The organism is Hymenobacter sp. YC55 (genome assembly GCF_029433095.1).
In the GTDB taxonomy this organism is placed as follows: domain Bacteria; phylum Bacteroidota; class Bacteroidia; order Cytophagales; family Hymenobacteraceae; genus Hymenobacter.
This window is the reverse complement of record NZ_JARNTX010000001.1, coordinates 680084-698768: the sequence shown is the minus strand read 5'-3', so window position 1 is coordinate 698768 and position 18685 is coordinate 680084. Positions and strand designations below refer to the sequence as shown.

Genomic DNA, 18685 nt, shown 5'->3' with positions numbered 1-18685 from the left:
TCCAACACAAGCTATTGTAAACAACATAATGCGAACCCGCATTTTTCATTGAGAAACACTGTGTGAAACATATATGAGTTTATCATCAACCAGTATCAACCGCCCGGTCCTCGCTATCGTGATGAGCCTCGTCATCGTGATATTCGGCGTTATCGGGTTTCGGTATCTCAGTATTCGGGAGTACCCTAGCGTTGACCCTCCTATTATTTCCGTATCCGCTAGTTACACGGGTGCCTCGGCCGACGTTATGCAGGGCCAGGTTACGGAACCTCTGGAAGAAGCCCTAAACGGTATTGCTGGTATCAAGAACCTGACGTCTAACTCGCGTGATGGCCGGACCCAGATTACAGTGGAGTTCGACCTGGATGCCGACTTAGAAACAGCGGCTAACGACGTGCGCGATAAGGTATCGGGTGCCCAGGGCCGCCTACCGCGCGACATTGATCCTCCGGTAGTGAGCAAGGCTAACGCCGACTCGCAACCTATTGTAATGACCTACCTCAGCAGCAACCAGCGCGACCTGCTTCAATTAACTGACTACGCCAATAACACGCTTAAGGAGCGCCTCCAAACCATTCCTGGCGTGTCAGAAGTGCGGGTATTTGGAGAGCGTAGATACTCGATGCGCCTTTGGTTGGACCCGGTGAAACTGTCGGCGCTAGGTGTTAGCCCCGTAGACGTACAGGCTGCCCTCACCCGCGAAAACGTGGAACTGCCCAGTGGCGCCGTGCAGGGCCAAGCTACCCAGCTCACGCTCCGGACCATGGGGCGCCTTACCACGGTCGAAGACTTCAACAACCTTATCATCCGTAAGGACGCATCCTCTTTAGTGCGTCTGACGGATGTCGGCTATGCGGAGCTCTATCCTGAAAACGACCAGACCATTTTTAAAGTGAACGGGGTACCGATGGTAGGTATTGCCGTTATTCCGCAGCCCGGCTCCAACCAGATTGATATTGCCGATGAGTGGAACAAGCGTATCGAGCTTTATGGTAAGGACTTGCCTAAGGATTTGGTACTGAAAGCTGGTTTCGACAACTCGGTATTTATCCGTCAGTCTATTGGCGAGGTAGAGCACACCATCGTTGAGGCGTTCGTGCTGGTGGTGGTTATTATCTTCCTGTTCTTGCGCGATTGGCGCTCCACCCTTATTCCTGTGGTAGCCATTCCGGTGTCGTTGGTTGGTATCTTCTTTGTGATGTACCTACTCAACTTCTCCATCAACGTACTTACACTGCTCGCCATCGTGCTGGCCATTGGCCTTGTGGTAGACGACGCAATTGTGGTACTGGAGAATATCTACTCGCGCATCGAGGACGGCGAAGACCCCAAAACCGCCGCTATTAAGGGTTCCGAAGAGATTCTGCTGGCCGTTGTAAGTACTACCGTAGTACTGGCGGCGGTGTTCCTGCCAGTGGTATTCCTGTCAGGTATTACAGGCCGTTTGTTCCGCGAGTTTGGCATTGTGGTGGCCGGTTCGGTACTGATTTCAGCTTTCGTGTCGCTTACCCTTACGCCCATGATGTGCTCGGTGCTGCTCAAGCGCCAAGAAAAGCACAACTGGTTTTACCGCAAAACAGAGCCATTCTTCGAGCGGCTTATTGGTGGTTATCAGGAAAGTCTGCAAACCTTCTTGCGCAACCGGTGGCTAGCGTGGCTGGTGGTAGTGGGCACTGGAGTAGGCACTTGGTTTTTCATGAACACGATTCCATCGGAACTGGCCCCAGTGGAAGACCGGAGCCGTATCAACCTGAATGCTACCGGCCCGGAAGGTGCATCGTTCGAGTTTATGGACTCCTACATGGACCAACTCAGCAAGATGGCCGTGGACTCGACGGATGACGGCAGCCTAAGTAGCGTATATGCCGTAACGTCGCCAGGCTTTGGTGGCGGCTCCAACTCCGGCCGGGCCCGCGTATTGCTGCTTGATGCCGACAAACGCCCTTTCACGCAGGACCAAATTGCCACGAAACTATCGGCGGGCGTTAAGCGCTTAACTGCCGCCCGCACTTCGGTGTCGCAAGACCAGAGTATTGGTAACGGGGGCGGCGGTTTGCCGGTGCAGTTCGTTGTTCAGACCCAGGACTTCGAGAAGCTGCGCGCTGCCGTACCTAAGTTTCTGGAAGCTGCTCGCCAAGACCCCACCTTTCAGTTTGCCGACGTGGACTTGAAGTTCAACAAGCCCGAACTGCGCGTTACTATTGACCGGGAGAAAGCGCAGAGCCTTGGCGTTTCGGTGCAGAGCATCAGCCAGACGTTGCAATCAGGACTGAGCGGCCAGCGCTACGGCTACTTCATCAAGGACAGCAAGCAATACCAGATTATCGGGCAGGTGGCGCGCGAAGACCGTAACCAACCGCTCGACGTACGACTGCTGTCAGTAAAGAGTGCTGATGGCCAACTGGTGCAGCTCGACAACGTGATTCGCTTAACTGAAAGCAGCACGCCACCTCAGCTCTACCGCTTCAACCGCTACAACTCGGCCACGTTCTCCGCTTCGTTGGCGCCCGGCAAGTCGCTCGGCGATGGTATAGCCGCCATGCAAGCCATTGCCGATAAACAACTCGACGAAACATTCACTACAGAGCTAGCCGGTGCTTCCCGCGACTTTCAGGAAAGCTCCTCTTCCCTCATCTTTGCTTTCGGCTTGGCGCTGGTGCTAATTTATTTGGTGTTGGCTGCTCAATTTGAGAGCTTCCGCGACCCGGTTGTTATCATGGTGACGGTGCCGCTGGCACTATCGGGGGCATTGCTGAGCTTGTGGTACTTCAACCAAACCCTGAACCTGTTCTCGCAGATTGGCATCATCATGCTGATCGGACTGGTGACCAAAAACGGTATCCTTATCGTGGAATTCGCCAACCAGCAAGTAGAGCAAGGCAAAGACTACATGACCGGCTTGATTGAAGGAGCTACGGCCCGCTTCCGCCCGATTCTGATGACCAGCCTTTGCGCTATCCTAGGCATTCTGCCCATTGCTATTGCCACGGGTGCGGGTGCGCTTAGCCGCCGTGCCATGGGTATTGGCGTGGTAGGTGGTTTGTTTTTCGCCACCGGACTCACGCTGTACGTGGTACCCGTGATGTATTCGTACTTCGCTACGGCCAAGAAACACAGCGCCAAGGTGAAGCCTAAGAAAGCAGTAGCCTAAGTGAAAAAGCCCCTAGTGCTTGAATCAGTCTGGAACTAGGGGCTTATTTGTTGCTTGAAATTACCTTACTGCTGTACTGCCGGCATTGTACGAGAGCAATGCCATTTTTGCTGACAGTTCACCATTATTCGGGCTTCATTTCGACGCCCCTCCCCTTCTCACCGGAGAAGCGGACTTGCTTTTAGTTCTAGCATAGTTTCCCGAATGCAGTTTCAATTCTATCGTTTTCGTTGTTTGGGTGCGGCCCTGCTGCTCTTCCCTTTTGCGGCCCTCGCCCAACAGCCAACACAACCAGCCCGGCCCGCGCAGGAACCCCGGTCGAAACCTCAGACCGAAAAGCCGGAAACTGTAGCCGCCGCCGCACCTCTTACACTGGCCGAAGCCATCCGTATTGGTCTGGAAAACAACTACGACATTCGGGTATCACGCCAAGACGAGCGAATTGCGGAAAACAACGTGACGCGCGGCAACGCCGGCCAACTGCCAGTCGCAAACGGCAATTTTACCCGCACCTTCAATGTGAACAACACTCGGCAGGTACGGGAGCAGTCAGCGCCAGTGGTTATCAATGGCGGTAAAGCCAACGCTCTTAATGCAAACGTGTCGGGCACCTGGACCATCTTCGATGGACTCGGGATGTTTATTGCCTACGACCGGCTCAAAGCGCTCGACCAAAGCCAACGCCAGCTTACGCGGGCTACCATCGAAGAAACGGTCACCAACATCACCGACGCGTATTATGCGGTGGTGCGAGAGTTCGGCAAAATTGGTTCTATTGAAGAAGCTCTTAAGATTGGGCAAGCACGCATCGACCTCACGCAGGCACGTGTGGATGTAGGCGCCAGCGCCAAGGTAGAAGTGCTTACGGCGCGCGTAGACTACAATGCCGACCGCTCTATCCTGATTCAACAGCAGGAACTCCTGCAACGCGCGAAAGTCAACCTCAACACCCTCCTCGGCCGCGCACCCCGCATCGACTTCAGCCCTGCCGATTCTATCGTCGTTTCCCGTGACTTGACGCGCGAAACCGTAAATCAGGCACTACTCCAAAGCAACCCTCGCTTGCAACAAGCCAAGCTCAATACCCAAGTTGCGACCTACGACCGGCGACTTGTGCGGGCAAGCCGGTTTCCGCAGCTTGGCTTAACCGGCGGCTACGGTGTGAACCGCAACATCAACAATGCCTTCCTCATCAATACCGCCAACGGTAGTGTGTTGGGTTCCAACACCAACCGGGTCTTCGGCCCTAATTACGGCGTGGTAGCCTCTGTTCCCATTTTCGATGGCTTCAACCGAAGCCGCCTCGAGCAGAATGCCCGCATAGCCGAAGAGCAAAGCCAGCTGCTGCTCAACCAAACCCAGCTACAGCTAGAGGCTGAGGCTGAGCAAGCGTTTGCCCAGTACCAAAACCGCTTGCAACTGCTGGAACTTGAGGAAACCAATATTCTGCTGGCGCGCGAAAACGTGGCTATTGCGTTGGAGCGCTACCGCCTCGGGCTACTCACGCCCATCGTTTTGCGCGAAGCACAACGTACCCAGCTCGACGCTGAAGTGCGTTTGCTTGACATCCGGTATCAGGCTAAACAAGCCGAGATAGTGTTGCGCCGCCTAAGCAGTGGCTTAGTGCAAGCCCAATAACCAACTGGCAACTACTGCGCAGAGCAACATGCCTATTTCAATGCTTGGGATAGATTAAGCTGTTGCTTTGTTACGTTGCTCGCGCAGCCACTCTTCGGCTTCGGATACGTGGTCGAATATCTGAATTTGCACATCACCGCCGAACGAGTTGGTTTCTAACACGGCAACTTGGTGTGCCAGATCTTGGGGCTGAGCAACATGGGCTACGTAACGCAAACCTAAGCGCTCAGCCTGTGGAGCCCACGTGGTACGCAGCCACTCCACGGAGTCGAACCAGGGGCCGCGCAAGCCACTATTGTCGTTGAGCAAGTAAGGACAGTGAAACGTATGCAGGGTGCCTAAGAAATCCATGGCGCCGTTATACGCCTCCTGCGAATCGATGTAGCCTATCCAAGTAGCACGCAACCATTGCTCGTCTTCGTCAAAAGACAACTCACAGACGCTTTCATCGATAGAATCTATGTTTTTGAATATACGCATACCTCATTAACGACAATCTTACGCCACTTGGCTGCTAGCGACGAGTTACAATGACAAAGAAAATTGTCTTGTTGACACGCTTGATCCGCTCACATCGAAAGAGCATGCAGTTGCTATAAATTCACTACCAAGTAGTTGTATCATTGCTAGGATAAGAAGTCGGCATACCACTCAATAGGAGAGCAACAACTTCCATTGTAACTGCTCGCTATTGCTTCGTCGTGATACGGACGGGTTTGGTGGCGGTATTGCCTAAGCTCAACGAATAGCCTCATTCGCCTGCTCAGGGTGCTATAGTTTTGGCTACTTCTTCACCGGTTTGGTAGTGGCTAGCCGGCAGAAGTATCTGCTCTATCTACATACCTATTGCACCATGGTTACTTGTGTTTGTCGGTTGTTGCTTGCATTGACGCTGGTGGTGGGCTCGGCTTTCGCCTCATTTGAAGCTGTTGCCATCACCCCGATTTTCCGGTTGTTACCCCGCGTGCCACTGAAAACGGCAAATCGGTTTCCGCTTTGCTTGCACCACTCTAGCTACCGCGCCTACAAGTAGCGCCATCACCATCCTAAAGCACTTCGCACGGCACTTGTTATCGGTGAAACACTTTAGTTCTCAAATGAAAAAAGCCCACCAGATATTCTGGCGGGCTTTTTTGCTTGATACGGAGGTATGCCAACTGCGTGCAGTTCCTCCTACAGTGCGTCTCAGATTGAGGTTAGATAAGAAGCTCCCAAACAGCTATGGCGCAACTTTCAGAGCCCGCAACTGCTTCAATGCTTCCATTGTCTTGGCTCTGGTCTTCTCTTCCTTTTCATCTTCATCGACTGGTGCCTTAGGTGCTGGCCCGAAAAACGCTAGAATATTCTGTTGGGCCGGGGCTGTAAGGCCAACAAACTTGTTGTCGGAGAGCTGGCGTAACCACTCACCGTAAGTTTCATCGGTCAGATCGTACTCTCCTACTTTAGTTGGGCGGCCTGTATCAAAGTCGGTATTAGGCAGAACCCGCCGTGCCGTACTCGTTGTGTCTTGCGGCTCGGCTTCTACTAAATGGCAATATTGAGACATTACGTTCTTGAAGCTTGCTTTAAACAAGGTTTGGGCTTCGGGCGTGGGCAGCTTGAACGCAAACGGACGAAGCGGCCCAATCTTGGGCAGTACCCGTACGAAGTATGACAGGATGCGCGCCCCAGTACCGGGCTTTTGGTAATCGGTTCCGTAACGCTTCCGGTACTCTTTTTCGCTTTGATTGAAAACGTATTCGCGGCGCCGCGCTCGAGGGCTGAGGCGCCGAATTTCTTTTTTCTGCGCCTGCCAGGCTGCCCGACTTGCAATGGGAATTAGCTGGCGTACAGCAAACCGGAATGACCCGACTGCTAAGTCTACATTGAAAACTATTTTCCCTAGCTCTAGGCCATATGTTTTGTAGAAAGCACGTTCCAATACTGGTTTCGAAACCTGAAACCCAATGGAGCGCTGGTACTCGGCGGTGCGGTAACGGCCACTAGCTAGTTGCACCACATCGAACGCAAACTCGAGCTGCGTGTGCTGAATAGGTGCCTCCTCGTACGTGATGTTGTTACCGAACTTCTGTTGGAGCTCTGGATACACCGAGGGCATGGCCTTATTTGTTCCCTCCGGATGGCCAATAATATCGGCTGTGTAGTGCGCTAGCGCCCCTAGCGCAAAAGCATATTCGTTGCGGTTGTGCGCTTCGCTAAGCAGATTACGCACAAAATCGCCGCTGCGCACATAATGGGTCAGGTTGGTAAATAACTTAGAACCCATGGGATAGTACCCCATATCCTGCAAGATTGACCCTCCGTAGGCGTAGGCTTTTGCCTCGGTCAGTTGCTCTTCAGTGGCGCCCGGGTATCGTCGCTGCAACAGCGGCAGTAAGCAGCGCGTCCACGACGAGTCAATATTAGCTTGGTGGGTAAGCACCGAATAGCCTGAGGCGGAAAAAGGAACCAACAGCACCACCAACACCAGACTCCGAAACAACCAATTAAGCATGATGTAAAATGGACCTTGACAGGCTGACGGGTCATTCCGAAGCCTTAAAAGCATTGTGCAGTACGCGCAAGCACAACAGGAGTTGTGTCCATAAGCAACGGACACAGGCCAATAAACTTCGCAACACCACCATCCCCTACTCCGCCTGCCCGCTAGCCACCACAATGAGACCACGGAATGCAAGGTGTTGTATGCACGCTTATTTGTGGCTTCAGACTAAAAACAAAGCCCCGTTTTCTATATGAAAACGGGGCTTTTTGTAGAGAGCGAGGGATTCGAACCCCCGGAGGTTTAACCCTCAACGGTTTTCAAGACCGCCGCAATCGACCACTCTGCCAGCTCTCTGGGTCAATTGACATTTGTCATTCACTATGCGACAAATCTAACACCTTAAAATGATTGTTAGACCACGAACAGCAAATGTTCACTATAAAAAGTAGAGAGGGGGGGATTCGAACCCCCGATACCCTTGCAGGTATAACGGATTTCGAATCCGTCGCATTCGACCACTCTGCCACCTCTCTATTAATCCAAATCGGTCAATTTGGGACGACAAAAGTAGCAGCGTCCTGCACTCGTCACAACTTTTAACTACATATTTTTCCAGCCTTAACCGTGTTTTGTGCTTCGCAAGCGCACTTACCACTGATTATCAGGCTCTAACTTTCGCAATTTTTTCTTTGCCTCGCAGTCGATTTAATAACCGTAGACCGTTGGACTCTTGGCGCAGACGCCCGGTTACGGCGTCAATGCTCACGTTCACTTCAAAGCCGACGATTAGGGTCATGCACACAAAGTCCAGCCAGACCATAAAGCCCACAAGCGCTCCAATAGAGCCGTAGAAGTGGTTGTAAGAATCGAAAATCTTGACGTAGAGAATAAACAGAAACGACACCAAGAATATAAGCAACGTGGCTACCACCGCCCCTGCCGAAAAAAACGGCCACTTGTCGTGCACTGGCGGCACATAGTAGTACACCAAGCAGGTAGTGAGCAGAAACAGCCCAACCACCGAACCGTATTTGATGACCGTAATTAACTCGCTGGTATACTGCTCAGGCACTATTTCCTCGAACACCAGCGCATCAATTATATACGTACCGAAGAAGATACCCGCCACCGACACTAGCAGTACGGCTGAAAGTACTACCGTTAGTAGTGTGGCAATTACGCGCTTGCGCACATACGTCCGCTTCTTGAATGAGGGATACTTCTTCTCGAAGGCATCGAGTAGTGCCATGATGCCGTTGCTACTTAGCACCAAGGCGGTAGCAAAACCGAAAGAAAGCAACCCCCCGTGTGGGATGTTTACAATGTCCTCGATGGTGCCCGACACTACTTTGTACATCTCCCCCGGAATCAAGTCGGCCAGAAACTGCAGAATATCGACGTTGAGGTTGGGGATAGGCAGGTAAGGAATCAGGGTGAACAAAAAGATGATGGTTGGGAACAGAGCCACGGTGAAGTTGAAAGCCATGTAGCCGGCTCGCTTCTCCACACTATCCTGCTTCAGTTCCTGAATCATCCGGTCCACCACATCGTATACGGACGCCTTGCCACCGGCAATACGCAACCGCTTTAACCACACAATAAACCGCCGGTAACTACGCCGACGGCGCAAGTCCGGCAAATGGTACCGACGAACTGGCAGGTGCATGGGATGCTTATTAATTACTAAGGGGCGGCTCGTTGCAATGACCAATAAGCAGCCATTCAACAACTATTTACTTTTTCAAAAACGCGGCGGGCGCGGGGGCATCTACGGGAGCTTGAGGTGGCGTAAGTGGGCTAGTCAGTTCGTCATCTGTGAAATACGGAGCAAGCTTTGCTTTGATTTGCTCTGGAATCGGAACAGGCCGCCCATTGCTGGTGCTTACGAATACCATCAGCGTATGGCCTTCCGTTAACAACTCATTTGCCTCGTTATAGATTTCATATTCAAACATCACTCGCGACCCTTCAGGAGGCTGACGTAGCAACAGGCGCACCGTAAGCAAGTCGTCGTAGCGAGCGGGCCGCCGGAAGCGGGTCCTAATTTCTCCTACTGGCATCCCCACACCACTGGCTTCGAGGTCTTTGTAGCTGATGCCCAACTGGCGAAACGCTTCGGTACGGCACACTTCAAAGAAAGCCGCGTAGTTGCCGTGGTACACGTAGCCCATTTGGTCGGTTTCGGCGTAGCGGACTCGAATTTTGGTGTCGGATTGGTACATGGCTGAATGGCTGGATCGGTAAATGGCTGGTAAGTCAATTATTCGCTTGAACAGCTAACCATTTACCGATTCAGCCATTCAATCCAATCCTGTACCCTTACTTCATAATTCCTGCACGACTCAGCGCGGCCTGGTAACGGCGGGCATTCACGAGGTGCTCTTGCTCATTACGAGCAAAGGCGTGGTAGCCACTGAAGTCTTCTTTGGCGCAGAAATAGAGGTAATCGTGCTTTTCGGGTTTGAGAACAGCGTCGATGCTCGCAATGCTAGGCAGGTTGATGGGGCCAGGCGGTAGCCCAGCGTACATATACGTATTGTAAGGCGAGTCCTTGGTTAGGTGTACGTTGAGTACTCGCTTGATAGTAAAATCATTGTTGGCGTACACCACGGTTGGGTCGGCTTGCAGCTTCATGCCGCGCTTGAGGCGGTTGAGGTACACGCCCGCCACGCGGGGCCGCTCATCGGCATGCTGTTGCTGCTCGGCTTCCACTATGCTGGCCAGCGTACTTACCTGAGCCCGAGTCAGGTTTAGTTTTTCGCGTTTGGCGTCGCGCTCAGGCGTCCAGAACCGCTCATATTCTTTCTTCATGCGTTGCATGAGGTTGTTAGCCGACGCATTCCAAGGCAGCTCGTACGTGTTCGGAATGAACATGGTAAGAATGCTTGTGGTATCAAAGCCCAAGCTCTTGGTGTAGCTAGGGCTGTTGAGTAGGCTGTCAAACTGCCCAGGCCGGGCATCGATGGTAGTCGCCAGCTTACGGGCTAAATCTTCGCGCAACCGGATGTTTTGGAAAGTAAGCAGCAACGGCAGCCGGTTACGGCCAGTGCGCAGGTCGTTGATAAGTTGACGGTTAGTATATCCGTCCTTCAACTCGTAGCGGCCAGGCCGCACTAGCTGATCGTACTTCATCAGGCGCGCCACAAAGTGCAAGGACAGCTTGTCGACAATAACGCCCGATGCATCAATCGAGTCGAGCACCGATTTGGCTGATTGGCCGCGCCGTACGACCACGTATGTGGGGTGGCCCTTCGTTTCCACGTTGGGCGTAAAGAAAACCTGATAGAAGTAATAAGAAAACGTAATGAGCAGCAAGCCAATAATACCTACCGTGTAGGAGTAAATATTGCGGCGGCGAGTCGCCTTGGCTTTGTAGTCGATGCGGGGTTTGGTCATCGGGAACAGATAGGTCAGGAATGTTACCAGAAGAACTTCTGGTTGACAGCTTGAATAAGCGAAACAGTTTGAAGCGGATTTGCCACTTCAAAAGTACGTGGAATCCAGTAGTGGCTAATGTCCAGGTTATGTATGCAGGCTATTGGGTTTGTGATGTTACATTTGTTATGCCATACAACTACCATTTTCTACAACCCTTCATTTACACATTTTCAAGGCGCTTTGTGCCGACAAACGACTTCACTTACTTCTTCACATTATCCATTCTCTTCTTTAATTACATGAAAGATTTGTACTCTTTACGGTTAAAAAATTTAACCCTTTTGGTATCCTTTGGCCTATTCAGCAGCGTAGCGCATGCTCAAATAGCCACCTATACTTTTACGGGTGCGACTGGTTCTGAAGCCACTGTTGCAGTAGATGCGCAGCCTATCAATGCCTCCTTTAGCCCGATGTCGCGCGGAGCGGGCGTCACAGCTTCTGCTGGTGCCAATACATTCGCAGCTACCAACTGGACTTCAGCAGCTCTTGATGCCACCGACTACTTCGCATTCTCAGTACAGCCAGCTACTGGCTTCCAAATGCGGCTAGATAGCGTGGTGTTAGATGAACGCCGTTCAGGTACTGGTATTCGTGAATGGGCTGTTCGCTCTAGTCTAGACAATTTCACAGCTAACATCATAACGGTGACTGTGCCCGATGACGATCAGACACGTGCTAACAAGAAAATAGTATTACCGGCTAGCTTTGCTGCCCTCACAACGCCAGTGGAGTTTCGTATTTACGGCTACAATGCAGAAGCCGGAGGCGGCTCTTGGCGCCTCGACAACGTGCGCACTTATGGCGTAGTCAGTTCCAGACCTTTGAGTACCCAAAATGCAGTAAAAACCAGCGCCGTGAGCTTGTTCCCAAACCCAGCCACAGATGTATTGAGCATTCAAGTGAATGGTAAAAGAACCAAAGCTTCTGTGATAGTAGCTGATCTGACTGGCCGCAAAGTAGCGAGTGGCACCACTGCTGCTGATGGCACATTTGACTTGCACAGCCTACCTGCGGGCAGTTATACGATCACCGTTAATGACGGCACCGAAAGCTCGGTTCACAAGGTGATCAAGCGTTAATCTATTTCAGTTTCAATAGAAAAGCCTCTGCCTTTTGGTAGAGGCTTTTTTGTGAGCTGGATTTAGAAGGCAAGTAACCTAATAGCAATTTTACACGAAGATTGTAAGCAGAAGTCTGCCACATCGGCTACCTTGCCCCGCTCCGGCCGCCGGGCCGTTTGTTTCACCTGCCACTCCCCTGTTTCATCATGCCTGCTACGCTGCTCCGCATTCATCCTGATAATCCACCCCAGAATCGTATTCAACAAGTAGTGGAAGTGCTACGCAAAGGTGGCATCATTATCTACCCCACGGATACAGTCTACGGTATCGGCTGCGACATTCACAACGCTAAAGCGGTAGAGCGGCTTTGCCGCATCAAAGGCCTCAATCCCGACAAGGCCAACTTGAGCTTTATCTGCTCCGACCTTTCCCACATTTCCGATTACGCGCACGGCATTACTACGCCCACTTACAAGGTGCTTAAGAAAGCCCTTCCCGGTCCGTTTACTTTTATTTTCGAGGCCAGCGCTAAGGCTCCACGCCAAGGCGGCAACAAGCGCAAAACAGTAGGTATTCGGGTGCCCGACAATACCATTATCATTCAGCTGGTGAAAGAACTCGGCAACCCCATCATCAGCACTTCGGTGCGCGAAGATGAAAACACCCTGGAAGAGTATGTAACCGACCCCGACCTGATTTACGAGAAGTACCGCTTGCTCGTAGACTTGGTAATCGACGGCGGCTTCGGCGGCAATACCCCTAGCACCATCATCGACTGCACCAACGACGACTTCGAGCTAGTTCGCCAGGGCGCTGGTGATATCGAGCAGTATTTGTAAGAAGAGTCAAAAGCACAAAAGAGTAAGGAGCTAAAAGCAAGAGAATGTTCTTGTCGATTTTCAGCTCCTTACTCTTTTGTGTTTCCATCTCCTGTGGCTCCAGAGATAGTCGGAGGGGAAAGAGCGAATGTCGGCCTCTAAGAGTTGCACAAACGACTCGGTAATAGGAAAACTATCGGTAGGCAGAGGGGAATCACCGTCGTAGAGGTCGGCCAGCACGATTTCGTACCGGCCCCGATGCAGGCGGTGAATGCCTACGTACACAACTGGGCAGTTGAAACGGCTAGCTAAACGCTCGGCACTTGTATAAAAGCCGGCTTCCTGATTCATGAAAGTTGTCCAGTAAGGCCGGTCCTCAGGTCCGGCCGCCTGGTCGGAAAGGAGGCTAACTACCCGTGTTTCACCCCGCCGCTGGATTAGGTCGCGCAAAGTGTCTCGCATGGGTATCAAGCCAGCACCTGTACCTGTGCGTAGCTGCCGCATAAAATTCTCGAAGAAAGGATTCATCAACGGCTTATACACGCCGTCTACGTGCGCCGACAACCAGAGCGCCCCAGAGGTAAGCACCCACTCCCAGTTACCAGCGTGCGACGATAAACCAAGCACAGTACGTCCTTGCGCAAAATGCCGCTCTAGAACTTCCGGGTTACTGAACGTGACCCGTCGCTTTAGCTCAGCCTCCGACATTGCGGCCAGCTTCAGCGTTTCGACTATAACCTGCGCGAAGTTGCGGTAGAACAAGCGCTGAATCCGCTGAATTTCGCTTTCCGACTTTTCCGGAAACGAATTGCGCAGATTGGTAAGCACCACCCGCCGACGATACCGCACTACGTAAGCCATCAAAAGGTAAATAAAGCTAGCTAACCAATAAAGCACAGTAAATGGCAGGTGCGCTAGCCCACGCAGGAGCCAACCAAGCGGGTGGTAGTACCAAGCATAGGATTTAGAAACAGACTTGCTCATCGGGCAGGGCCTGCACCGCTTGGAGCGTAGTCGTTCGGCATACGATGCACGGTAGCAGTTTGAGAGGCTAGAAGTAGCTTAGGAGTTCGAACTTCCACTGTAAGGACATAGTCGCCAGCAGGCAGCTTGCTTAGATCTAGCTCGGTGGTAATAGGCGTAGGCCGACCCGAGAGTCCGCGAGTAGTACCCGGCAAAGCAAAAGCGTCCGTCTTGCTTCCAACTCGGCGTAACCGGTAGCGCAGTTGCAACTCTTGCTCGGGAGCTACATTGTACAGTTCGGTATAGAACCAGAGCTTATCGGCTCCGCGGGTATATAGGCCACCAGGAGTGCGCGTCAGGCTAAAGCCACCACGACTAAAGTTGCTGGCTTCTGCGCCTTTAGCGGCTGGTTTCGCCAGAAGCACAATATCGCTAAGGGCTGGTTTGGTGTCTGTAGAGGCTAGCACCAGCGGCAATTCCAGCAATGCTTGTTGAGCAGAACGATACTGGTCCCGCACCAACCCGCGAATGTTATATGTACCATCAGGCAGTACCACCCGCTTCTGAAAGCTAAGGGGATTTTTGATGGCAGCGGTAGTATCACTTAGTACGGGTGGCTTGAGCGTGACAGTTTCCTGATAAGCTGCTTGTCCATCAGGCCGGATGATTTCTAGTGTCAGCACGGCGGCAGCCTGATACATTTTCGGGGCCCGACGCATGTACGTCAGCCATTGGGTAGGCACGGTGGCATATAGTTCCACTACATTACCTTTTACGCTCGTGTCCGTATTGCGGAACCGAGCCACATCCAGTAGAAGTTGGGGCTGAGCAGCCACCGCCGAACTGGCTAGTGGCAGCATTATTAGCAGTAGAAAGTAGAACGCGCGCATTGTGTCAAATTGGCTGGCAAAGGTAGGGCGACTTTAACTGGAATGTGAATTATTGGCGGGAGCCATAATTTTATTCATATGGTTAAAGCTCTTTAACATCTCACTTCGGCGGCCCCTACAGCCACAAGTTTCAACCTTGTCAATAGTCTTTGCATTGGAACGCCAGCTACTTTGCAGGCTCAACGTCATGTTGTTTTTTCTTCTTGCATGTTTCCAATGCCTATCGTACTTTTTGAATCCCAATACCACCCGCCGCTCCCCTTTTTCTCGGAAATTATTGGGGCTGAAGCACTAAGGTTAGAAACGCAAGAGCACTACCACAAACAAACTTACCGCAACCGTTGCCTCATTCTAACAGCCCAGGGCGTTAAGCCGCTCACTGTTCCTGTGGTTGATGGCAACCGTAGTGAGAAAGTAAAGATTACCGACATAGAGATTGATTACCGCCAGAATTGGGTGCACCAGCACTGGCGAACCATCCAAACTGCTTATGGCGGTACACCGTATTTCGAATACTACTCCGACTATCTGCACGATATCTACGTACAAAAGCATCAACGCCTATTCGATCTGAATCTTGCTTTCTTGCGCTTCTACCTGCGCTGTCTTCGGTTGCGGACTCCCGTGGAGTTTACCACCGAGTATTTTTCTAGCTATCCTGCAACGACATCGCCCTCTTACTCTGTTGATCAAGTAGCCAATGAAGTAAAGGACTGTCGTGACTCACTGACACCAAAGGCACTCGTGACATCTGAACCTGACAGGAAGTCGGTACAAATGTACACGCAGACCTTTGGTAAAGATTTTGTATCGGGACTGAGCATCCTAGACCTGTTGTTTATGCAGGGCCCGGCTGCCGGCAATTTTCTCGTGTAGTATATCTGCCGCCCGAACCATCGCCCGTTTATATCTGTTTTCAGATTACTACGGCCCAACCCGCCGGAAAACGCTTTTACTGCGCTTGCGGGGTTCCGTTTTTCTTCACTACCTTATCTGCATGGAAGCTAAATTCTCAAATCGAGTCAAAGAGGTCATCTCTCTGAGCCGGGAAGAGGCCATCCGGCTCGGGCACGATTATATCGGTACCGAACACTTATTGTTGGGCATGATTCGCGAAGGGGAAGGCACGGCTATCGGTTTGCTCAAGAAGTTGGGCGTATCTGTAGACGAGCTGAAGTATGCCCTCGAGCAAGCCACTCGCAATACGGCCACGCAGGGCACGAGCATCACTGGCTCTATCCCGCTGACGAAACAGACCGAGAAAGTCCTCAAAATTACCTACCTCGAAGCTAAAATCTTCAAGAGCGAAATCATTGGCACCGAGCATCTGCTGTTGTCAATCTTGCGCGATGAAGACAATATTTCGTCTCAAATTCTCAGCAAATTCAACGTGAACTACGAATCCGTGCGCGATTCGCTGGACTACCACGGTAACACGGCGAACAACCCTACCAACGGCCCCGAGGCCGATGACGACGACAACGACCGCCTCTTCGGCGGTGGTGCAGGCCGCGGCGGTGCCGGTGCTGGCGCCACGCCTAAGAAAGGCACCGAAAAGTCGCGTACTCCTGTACTCGACAACTTTGGTCGCGACCTTACTAAGCTAGCCGAAGACGACAAGCTGGACCCCATTGTTGGTCGCGAAAAAGAAATTGAGCGTGTAGCCCAGATTCTGAGCCGCCGCAAAAAGAACAACCCGATTCTGATCGGTGAGCCTGGTGTTGGTAAAACAGCTATTGCTGAAGGCCTAGCTCTGCGCATCATCCAGAAAAAAGTATCGCGCGTGCTATTTGGCAAGCGCGTCGTGACGCTGGACTTAGCCTCGTTGGTGGCAGGTACCAAGTACCGTGGCCAGTTCGAGGAGCGCATGAAGGCCGTGATGAACGAGCTGGAAAAGTCGCCCGACGTGATTCTGTTCATTGACGAGCTGCACACGATTGTAGGCGCTGGTGGAGCTTCGGGCTCACTGGATGCTTCCAACATGTTCAAGCCGGCTCTGGCCCGCGGCGAGATTCAATGCATCGGTGCTACCACCCTCGATGAGTACCGTCAGTACATCGAGAAAGATGGTGCTTTGGCCCGTCGTTTCCAGATGGTAATGGTAGACCCTACCACGCCCGAGGAAACCATCGAAATCCTGCACAACATCAAAGACAAATATCAGGACCACCACCATGTAGTGTACACTGATAAAGCTATTGAGTCGTGCGTGAAACTGTCGGACCGCTATATGTCGGACCGTTTTCTGCCAGACAAAGCCATCGACATCTTGGATGAAGCTGGTGCTCGTGTGCACATCAACAACATCGTGGTTCCTGAGGATATCTTGAAGCTCGAAGAGAGCATCGAGAACATCAAAACCGAGAAGAACCGCGTAGTGAAGTCTCAGAAGTACGAGGAAGCTGCCAAGCTCCGCGACAACGAGAAGAAGCTATTGGAGCAACTCGACCAAGCCAAGAAGGATTGGGAAGAGGAGACCAAGAAAAAGCGCTATACCGTTAAGGAAGAAAACGTAGCCGAGGTCATTGCCATGATGACCGGTATTCCGGTTAGCCGCGTCGCGCAGAACGAAAGCGCCAAGCTTTTGAATATGGGCGAAGAGCTGCAAGGCAAGGTTATCGGTCAGGACAAGGCTATCAAGCAGTTGGTGAAAGCCATTCAGCGCACCCGCGTAGGCTTGAAAGACCCTAAGAAGCCTATCGGTTCGTTTGTGTTCCTTGGCCCGACAGGTGTTGGTAAAACCGAGCTTGCCAAAGTACTGGCTACTTACCTCTTCGACAAAGAAGATTCGCTGGTGCGCATCGACATGTCGGAGTACATGGAGAAGTTCAGCATCTCGCGCCTGGTGGGCGCACCTCCCGGCTACGTAGGTTACGAAGAAGGCGGTCAATTGACGGAAAAAATCCGCCGCAAGCCGTACTCGGTTATCCTGCTCGACGAGATTGAGAAGGCGCACCCCGACGTGTACAACTTGCTGCTGCAAGTACTCGACGATGGTATCCTGACCGACGGCCTCGGCCGCAAGGTGGATTTCCGCAACACCATCATCATCATGACCTCCAACATCGGTGCCCGCGACTTGCAGGACTTCGGTGCAGGCATCGGCTTCGGCACGAAGGCCCGTCAGGAGAATTTAGATGAGTTGACGAAGAGCACCATCACCAACGCCCTGCGCAAGACGTTCTCGCCTGAGTTCCTCAACCGTTTGGACGATGTGATTGTCTTCAACTCGCTCGAGAAGAAAGACATTCACCGCATCATCGACATCTCGCTGTCGAAGTTGCTCAGCCGCATTCAGTTGCTTGGATACCGTGTTGAGTTAACGGAGGCTGCTAAGGACTTCGTGGCCGAGAAAGGATATGATCCGAAGTTTGGTGCTCGCCCGCTGAACCGGGCTATCCAGAAGTACATCGAAGATCCGATTGCTGAGGAAATCCTGAAAGCGGAGCTTGTGCAAGGTGACGTTATCACGGCCGACTTCACGGAAGGCAGCGAGGAGCTAACCTTCACCGTGAGCAAGAGCGACGAACCGCAGAACCTTGCCAGTGACGAGCGGCCAGCCGAAAAGCCTGAGCCAAGCGACGACGTTGATTCCAAGAAGTAAGCGAATAGCGCAGACTAGAAACGGCCGGTTCCTGCAAAGGAGCCGGCCGTTTTGGTTTGTGGCACTAGCGAGTAAATAGAAAAGTGGCTCAGTAATTCGCCAATCGTTTTTTTGCGAATACTATGTTTGGTGGTTCGTGCATTCAGAGGAGTTGTACCACCATAGTATTCATTACAGGGTCTACTTCAAGCCAGTCACTATTTTCAGCATTGGGCACACATTCTTCTAGGCGCAGATTTCTTGTGTATCTACTTAAAGTCTTTCTACCAAATAATAATGTCAGTTTGTATTCCCCTTGCCCTGTTTTTCCTGCGAATGCTTTCGTGACAACGCACCGTTTGTCATGAACCTGCTTTTTTGAATACTCACTGTCAATGTCAGGAGGCAAAACGCCGTCACACCAGAAGCCTTTCAACCGCTCATCAGTTTGCCACAGGAGTTGTAGTGCACCTCCGATTTGCCATTCAAGATGTTCACAAAATGTTTGGTCTAACATTGCCTAAATATTTTCTCCAATTGCTATGCAGTACAGCTCTAAAATAACGTTTTGAAATTGGCCTCTAGCTGCCGCCAAGGTTGATGCAGTAGTATGCCAAGTCCAAGTAGCCGCCCCGGAATTCTGGTGCGGCTTTTCTAT

The 18685-nt window shown here is 51.9% G+C and carries 14 protein-coding genes and 2 tRNA genes; 6 read left to right on the top strand and 10 right to left on the bottom strand.

The window, feature by feature from the left end:
• Positions 1 to 73: 73 nt before the first annotated feature.
• A complete protein-coding gene (locus P1X16_RS02985; protein WP_277226218.1) occupies positions 74 to 3151 on the top strand; it encodes an efflux RND transporter permease subunit in 3078 nt (1025 codons plus the stop codon).
• Between the two features lie 204 nt (positions 3152 to 3355).
• Positions 3356 to 4789 carry a TolC family protein gene (locus P1X16_RS02980; RefSeq protein WP_277226216.1) on the top strand — a complete coding sequence of 478 codons (1434 nt, stop codon included), beginning with the start codon at positions 3356 to 3358 and terminating at the stop codon, positions 4787 to 4789.
• Between the two features lie 54 nt (positions 4790 to 4843).
• On the opposite strand, the gene P1X16_RS02975 is transcribed toward P1X16_RS02980, so the two are convergent.
• From P1X16_RS02975 to mltG, 7 genes are all read right to left on the bottom strand, one after another.
• A complete protein-coding gene (locus P1X16_RS02975; RefSeq protein WP_277226214.1) occupies positions 4844 to 5269 on the bottom strand; it encodes a hypothetical protein in 426 nt (141 codons plus the stop codon).
• Positions 5270 to 6008: 739 nt separating this feature from the next.
• Positions 6009 to 7283: a zinc dependent phospholipase C family protein gene (locus P1X16_RS02970; protein ID WP_277226212.1), complete on the bottom strand. Its 1275-nt coding sequence runs from the start codon at positions 7281 to 7283 to the stop codon at positions 6009 to 6011.
• 260 nt (positions 7284 to 7543) lie between these two features.
• Positions 7544 to 7628 (bottom strand) — tRNA-Ser (locus P1X16_RS02965).
• Between the two features lie 92 nt (positions 7629 to 7720).
• A tRNA-Ser gene (locus P1X16_RS02960) sits at positions 7721 to 7807 on the bottom strand.
• A 128-nt stretch (positions 7808 to 7935) separates the two neighbouring features.
• Entirely contained in the window at positions 7936 to 8940 is a 1005-nt protein-coding gene (locus P1X16_RS02955; protein ID WP_277226210.1) for a YihY/virulence factor BrkB family protein, read from the bottom strand.
• Positions 8941 to 9007: 67 nt separating this feature from the next.
• Positions 9008 to 9496: a thioesterase family protein gene (locus P1X16_RS02950; protein WP_346771229.1), complete on the bottom strand. Its 489-nt coding sequence runs from the start codon at positions 9494 to 9496 to the stop codon at positions 9008 to 9010.
• Positions 9497 to 9593: 97 nt separating this feature from the next.
• Positions 9594 to 10670: an endolytic transglycosylase MltG gene (gene mltG / locus P1X16_RS02945; RefSeq protein ID WP_277226208.1), complete on the bottom strand. Its 1077-nt coding sequence runs from the start codon at positions 10668 to 10670 to the stop codon at positions 9594 to 9596.
• Between the two features lie 20 nt (positions 10671 to 10690).
• Here mltG and P1X16_RS02940 point away from each other — a divergent pair, with 20 nt between their 5' ends.
• Positions 10691 to 11791 carry a T9SS type A sorting domain-containing protein gene (locus tag P1X16_RS02940; protein ID WP_277226206.1) on the top strand — a complete coding sequence of 367 codons (1101 nt, stop codon included), beginning with the start codon at positions 10691 to 10693 and terminating at the stop codon, positions 11789 to 11791.
• A 188-nt stretch (positions 11792 to 11979) separates the two neighbouring features.
• Entirely contained in the window at positions 11980 to 12612 is a 633-nt protein-coding gene (locus P1X16_RS02935; protein ID WP_277226204.1) for an L-threonylcarbamoyladenylate synthase, read from the top strand.
• Positions 12613 to 12672: 60 nt separating this feature from the next.
• On the opposite strand, the gene P1X16_RS02930 is transcribed toward P1X16_RS02935, so the two are convergent.
• Both P1X16_RS02930 and P1X16_RS02925 read right to left on the bottom strand, forming a co-directional pair.
• Entirely contained in the window at positions 12673 to 13575 is a 903-nt protein-coding gene (locus P1X16_RS02930) for a lysophospholipid acyltransferase family protein (protein ID WP_277226202.1), read from the bottom strand.
• Positions 13572 to 14414, bottom strand: a complete 843-nt coding sequence (locus tag P1X16_RS02925) for a hypothetical protein (RefSeq protein ID WP_277226201.1) — start codon at positions 14412 to 14414, stop codon at positions 13572 to 13574. The genes P1X16_RS02930 and P1X16_RS02925 overlap by 4 nt, the downstream gene beginning before the upstream one ends.
• Before the next feature lie 246 nt (positions 14415 to 14660).
• Between P1X16_RS02925 and P1X16_RS02920 the strand changes: the two genes are divergently transcribed.
• Together P1X16_RS02920 and P1X16_RS02915 are read left to right on the top strand one after the other, a co-directional pair.
• Positions 14661 to 15320 (top strand): WbqC family protein, encoded by a 660-nt coding sequence (locus tag P1X16_RS02920; protein WP_277226199.1) that lies wholly within the window; start codon positions 14661 to 14663, stop codon positions 15318 to 15320.
• A 121-nt stretch (positions 15321 to 15441) separates the two neighbouring features.
• Complete coding sequence (locus tag P1X16_RS02915; RefSeq protein ID WP_277226198.1) at positions 15442 to 18048, top strand: ATP-dependent Clp protease ATP-binding subunit; 2607 nt, start codon at positions 15442 to 15444, stop codon at positions 18046 to 18048.
• 142 nt (positions 18049 to 18190) lie between these two features.
• On the opposite strand, the gene P1X16_RS02910 is transcribed toward P1X16_RS02915, so the two are convergent.
• The gene (locus P1X16_RS02910; RefSeq protein WP_277226196.1) at positions 18191 to 18544 is read right to left on the bottom strand and encodes a hypothetical protein; all 354 of its coding nucleotides are present in this window, start codon (positions 18542 to 18544) and stop codon (positions 18191 to 18193) included.
• Positions 18545 to 18685: the final 141 nt, after the last annotated feature.

Bases quoted from the DNA above. Each gene is read 5' to 3' on its own strand.
- P1X16_RS02985 (WP_277226218.1), top strand. From the start codon at position 74: ATGAGTTTATCATCAACCAGTATCAACCGCCCGGTCCTCGCTATCGTG.
- P1X16_RS02980 (WP_277226216.1), top strand. From the start codon at position 3,356: ATGCAGTTTCAATTCTATCGTTTTCGTTGTTTGGGTGCGGCCCTGCTG.
- P1X16_RS02975 (WP_277226214.1), bottom strand. From the start codon at position 5,269: ATGCGTATATTCAAAAACATAGATTCTATCGATGAAAGCGTCTGTGAG.
- P1X16_RS02970 (WP_277226212.1), bottom strand. From the start codon at position 7,283: ATGCTTAATTGGTTGTTTCGGAGTCTGGTGTTGGTGGTGCTGTTGGTT.
- P1X16_RS02955 (WP_277226210.1), bottom strand. From the start codon at position 8,940: ATGCACCTGCCAGTTCGTCGGTACCATTTGCCGGACTTGCGCCGTCGG.
- P1X16_RS02950 (WP_346771229.1), bottom strand. From the start codon at position 9,496: ATGTACCAATCCGACACCAAAATTCGAGTCCGCTACGCCGAAACCGAC.
- mltG (WP_277226208.1), bottom strand. From the start codon at position 10,670: ATGACCAAACCCCGCATCGACTACAAAGCCAAGGCGACTCGCCGCCGC.
- P1X16_RS02940 (WP_277226206.1), top strand. From the start codon at position 10,691: ATGTTACCAGAAGAACTTCTGGTTGACAGCTTGAATAAGCGAAACAGT.
- P1X16_RS02935 (WP_277226204.1), top strand. From the start codon at position 11,980: ATGCCTGCTACGCTGCTCCGCATTCATCCTGATAATCCACCCCAGAAT.
- P1X16_RS02930 (WP_277226202.1), bottom strand. From the start codon at position 13,575: ATGAGCAAGTCTGTTTCTAAATCCTATGCTTGGTACTACCACCCGCTT.
- P1X16_RS02925 (WP_277226201.1), bottom strand. From the start codon at position 14,414: ATGCTGCCACTAGCCAGTTCGGCGGTGGCTGCTCAGCCCCAACTTCTA.
- P1X16_RS02920 (WP_277226199.1), top strand. From the start codon at position 14,661: ATGCCTATCGTACTTTTTGAATCCCAATACCACCCGCCGCTCCCCTTT.
- P1X16_RS02915 (WP_277226198.1), top strand. From the start codon at position 15,442: ATGGAAGCTAAATTCTCAAATCGAGTCAAAGAGGTCATCTCTCTGAGC.
- P1X16_RS02910 (WP_277226196.1), bottom strand. From the start codon at position 18,544: ATGTTAGACCAAACATTTTGTGAACATCTTGAATGGCAAATCGGAGGT.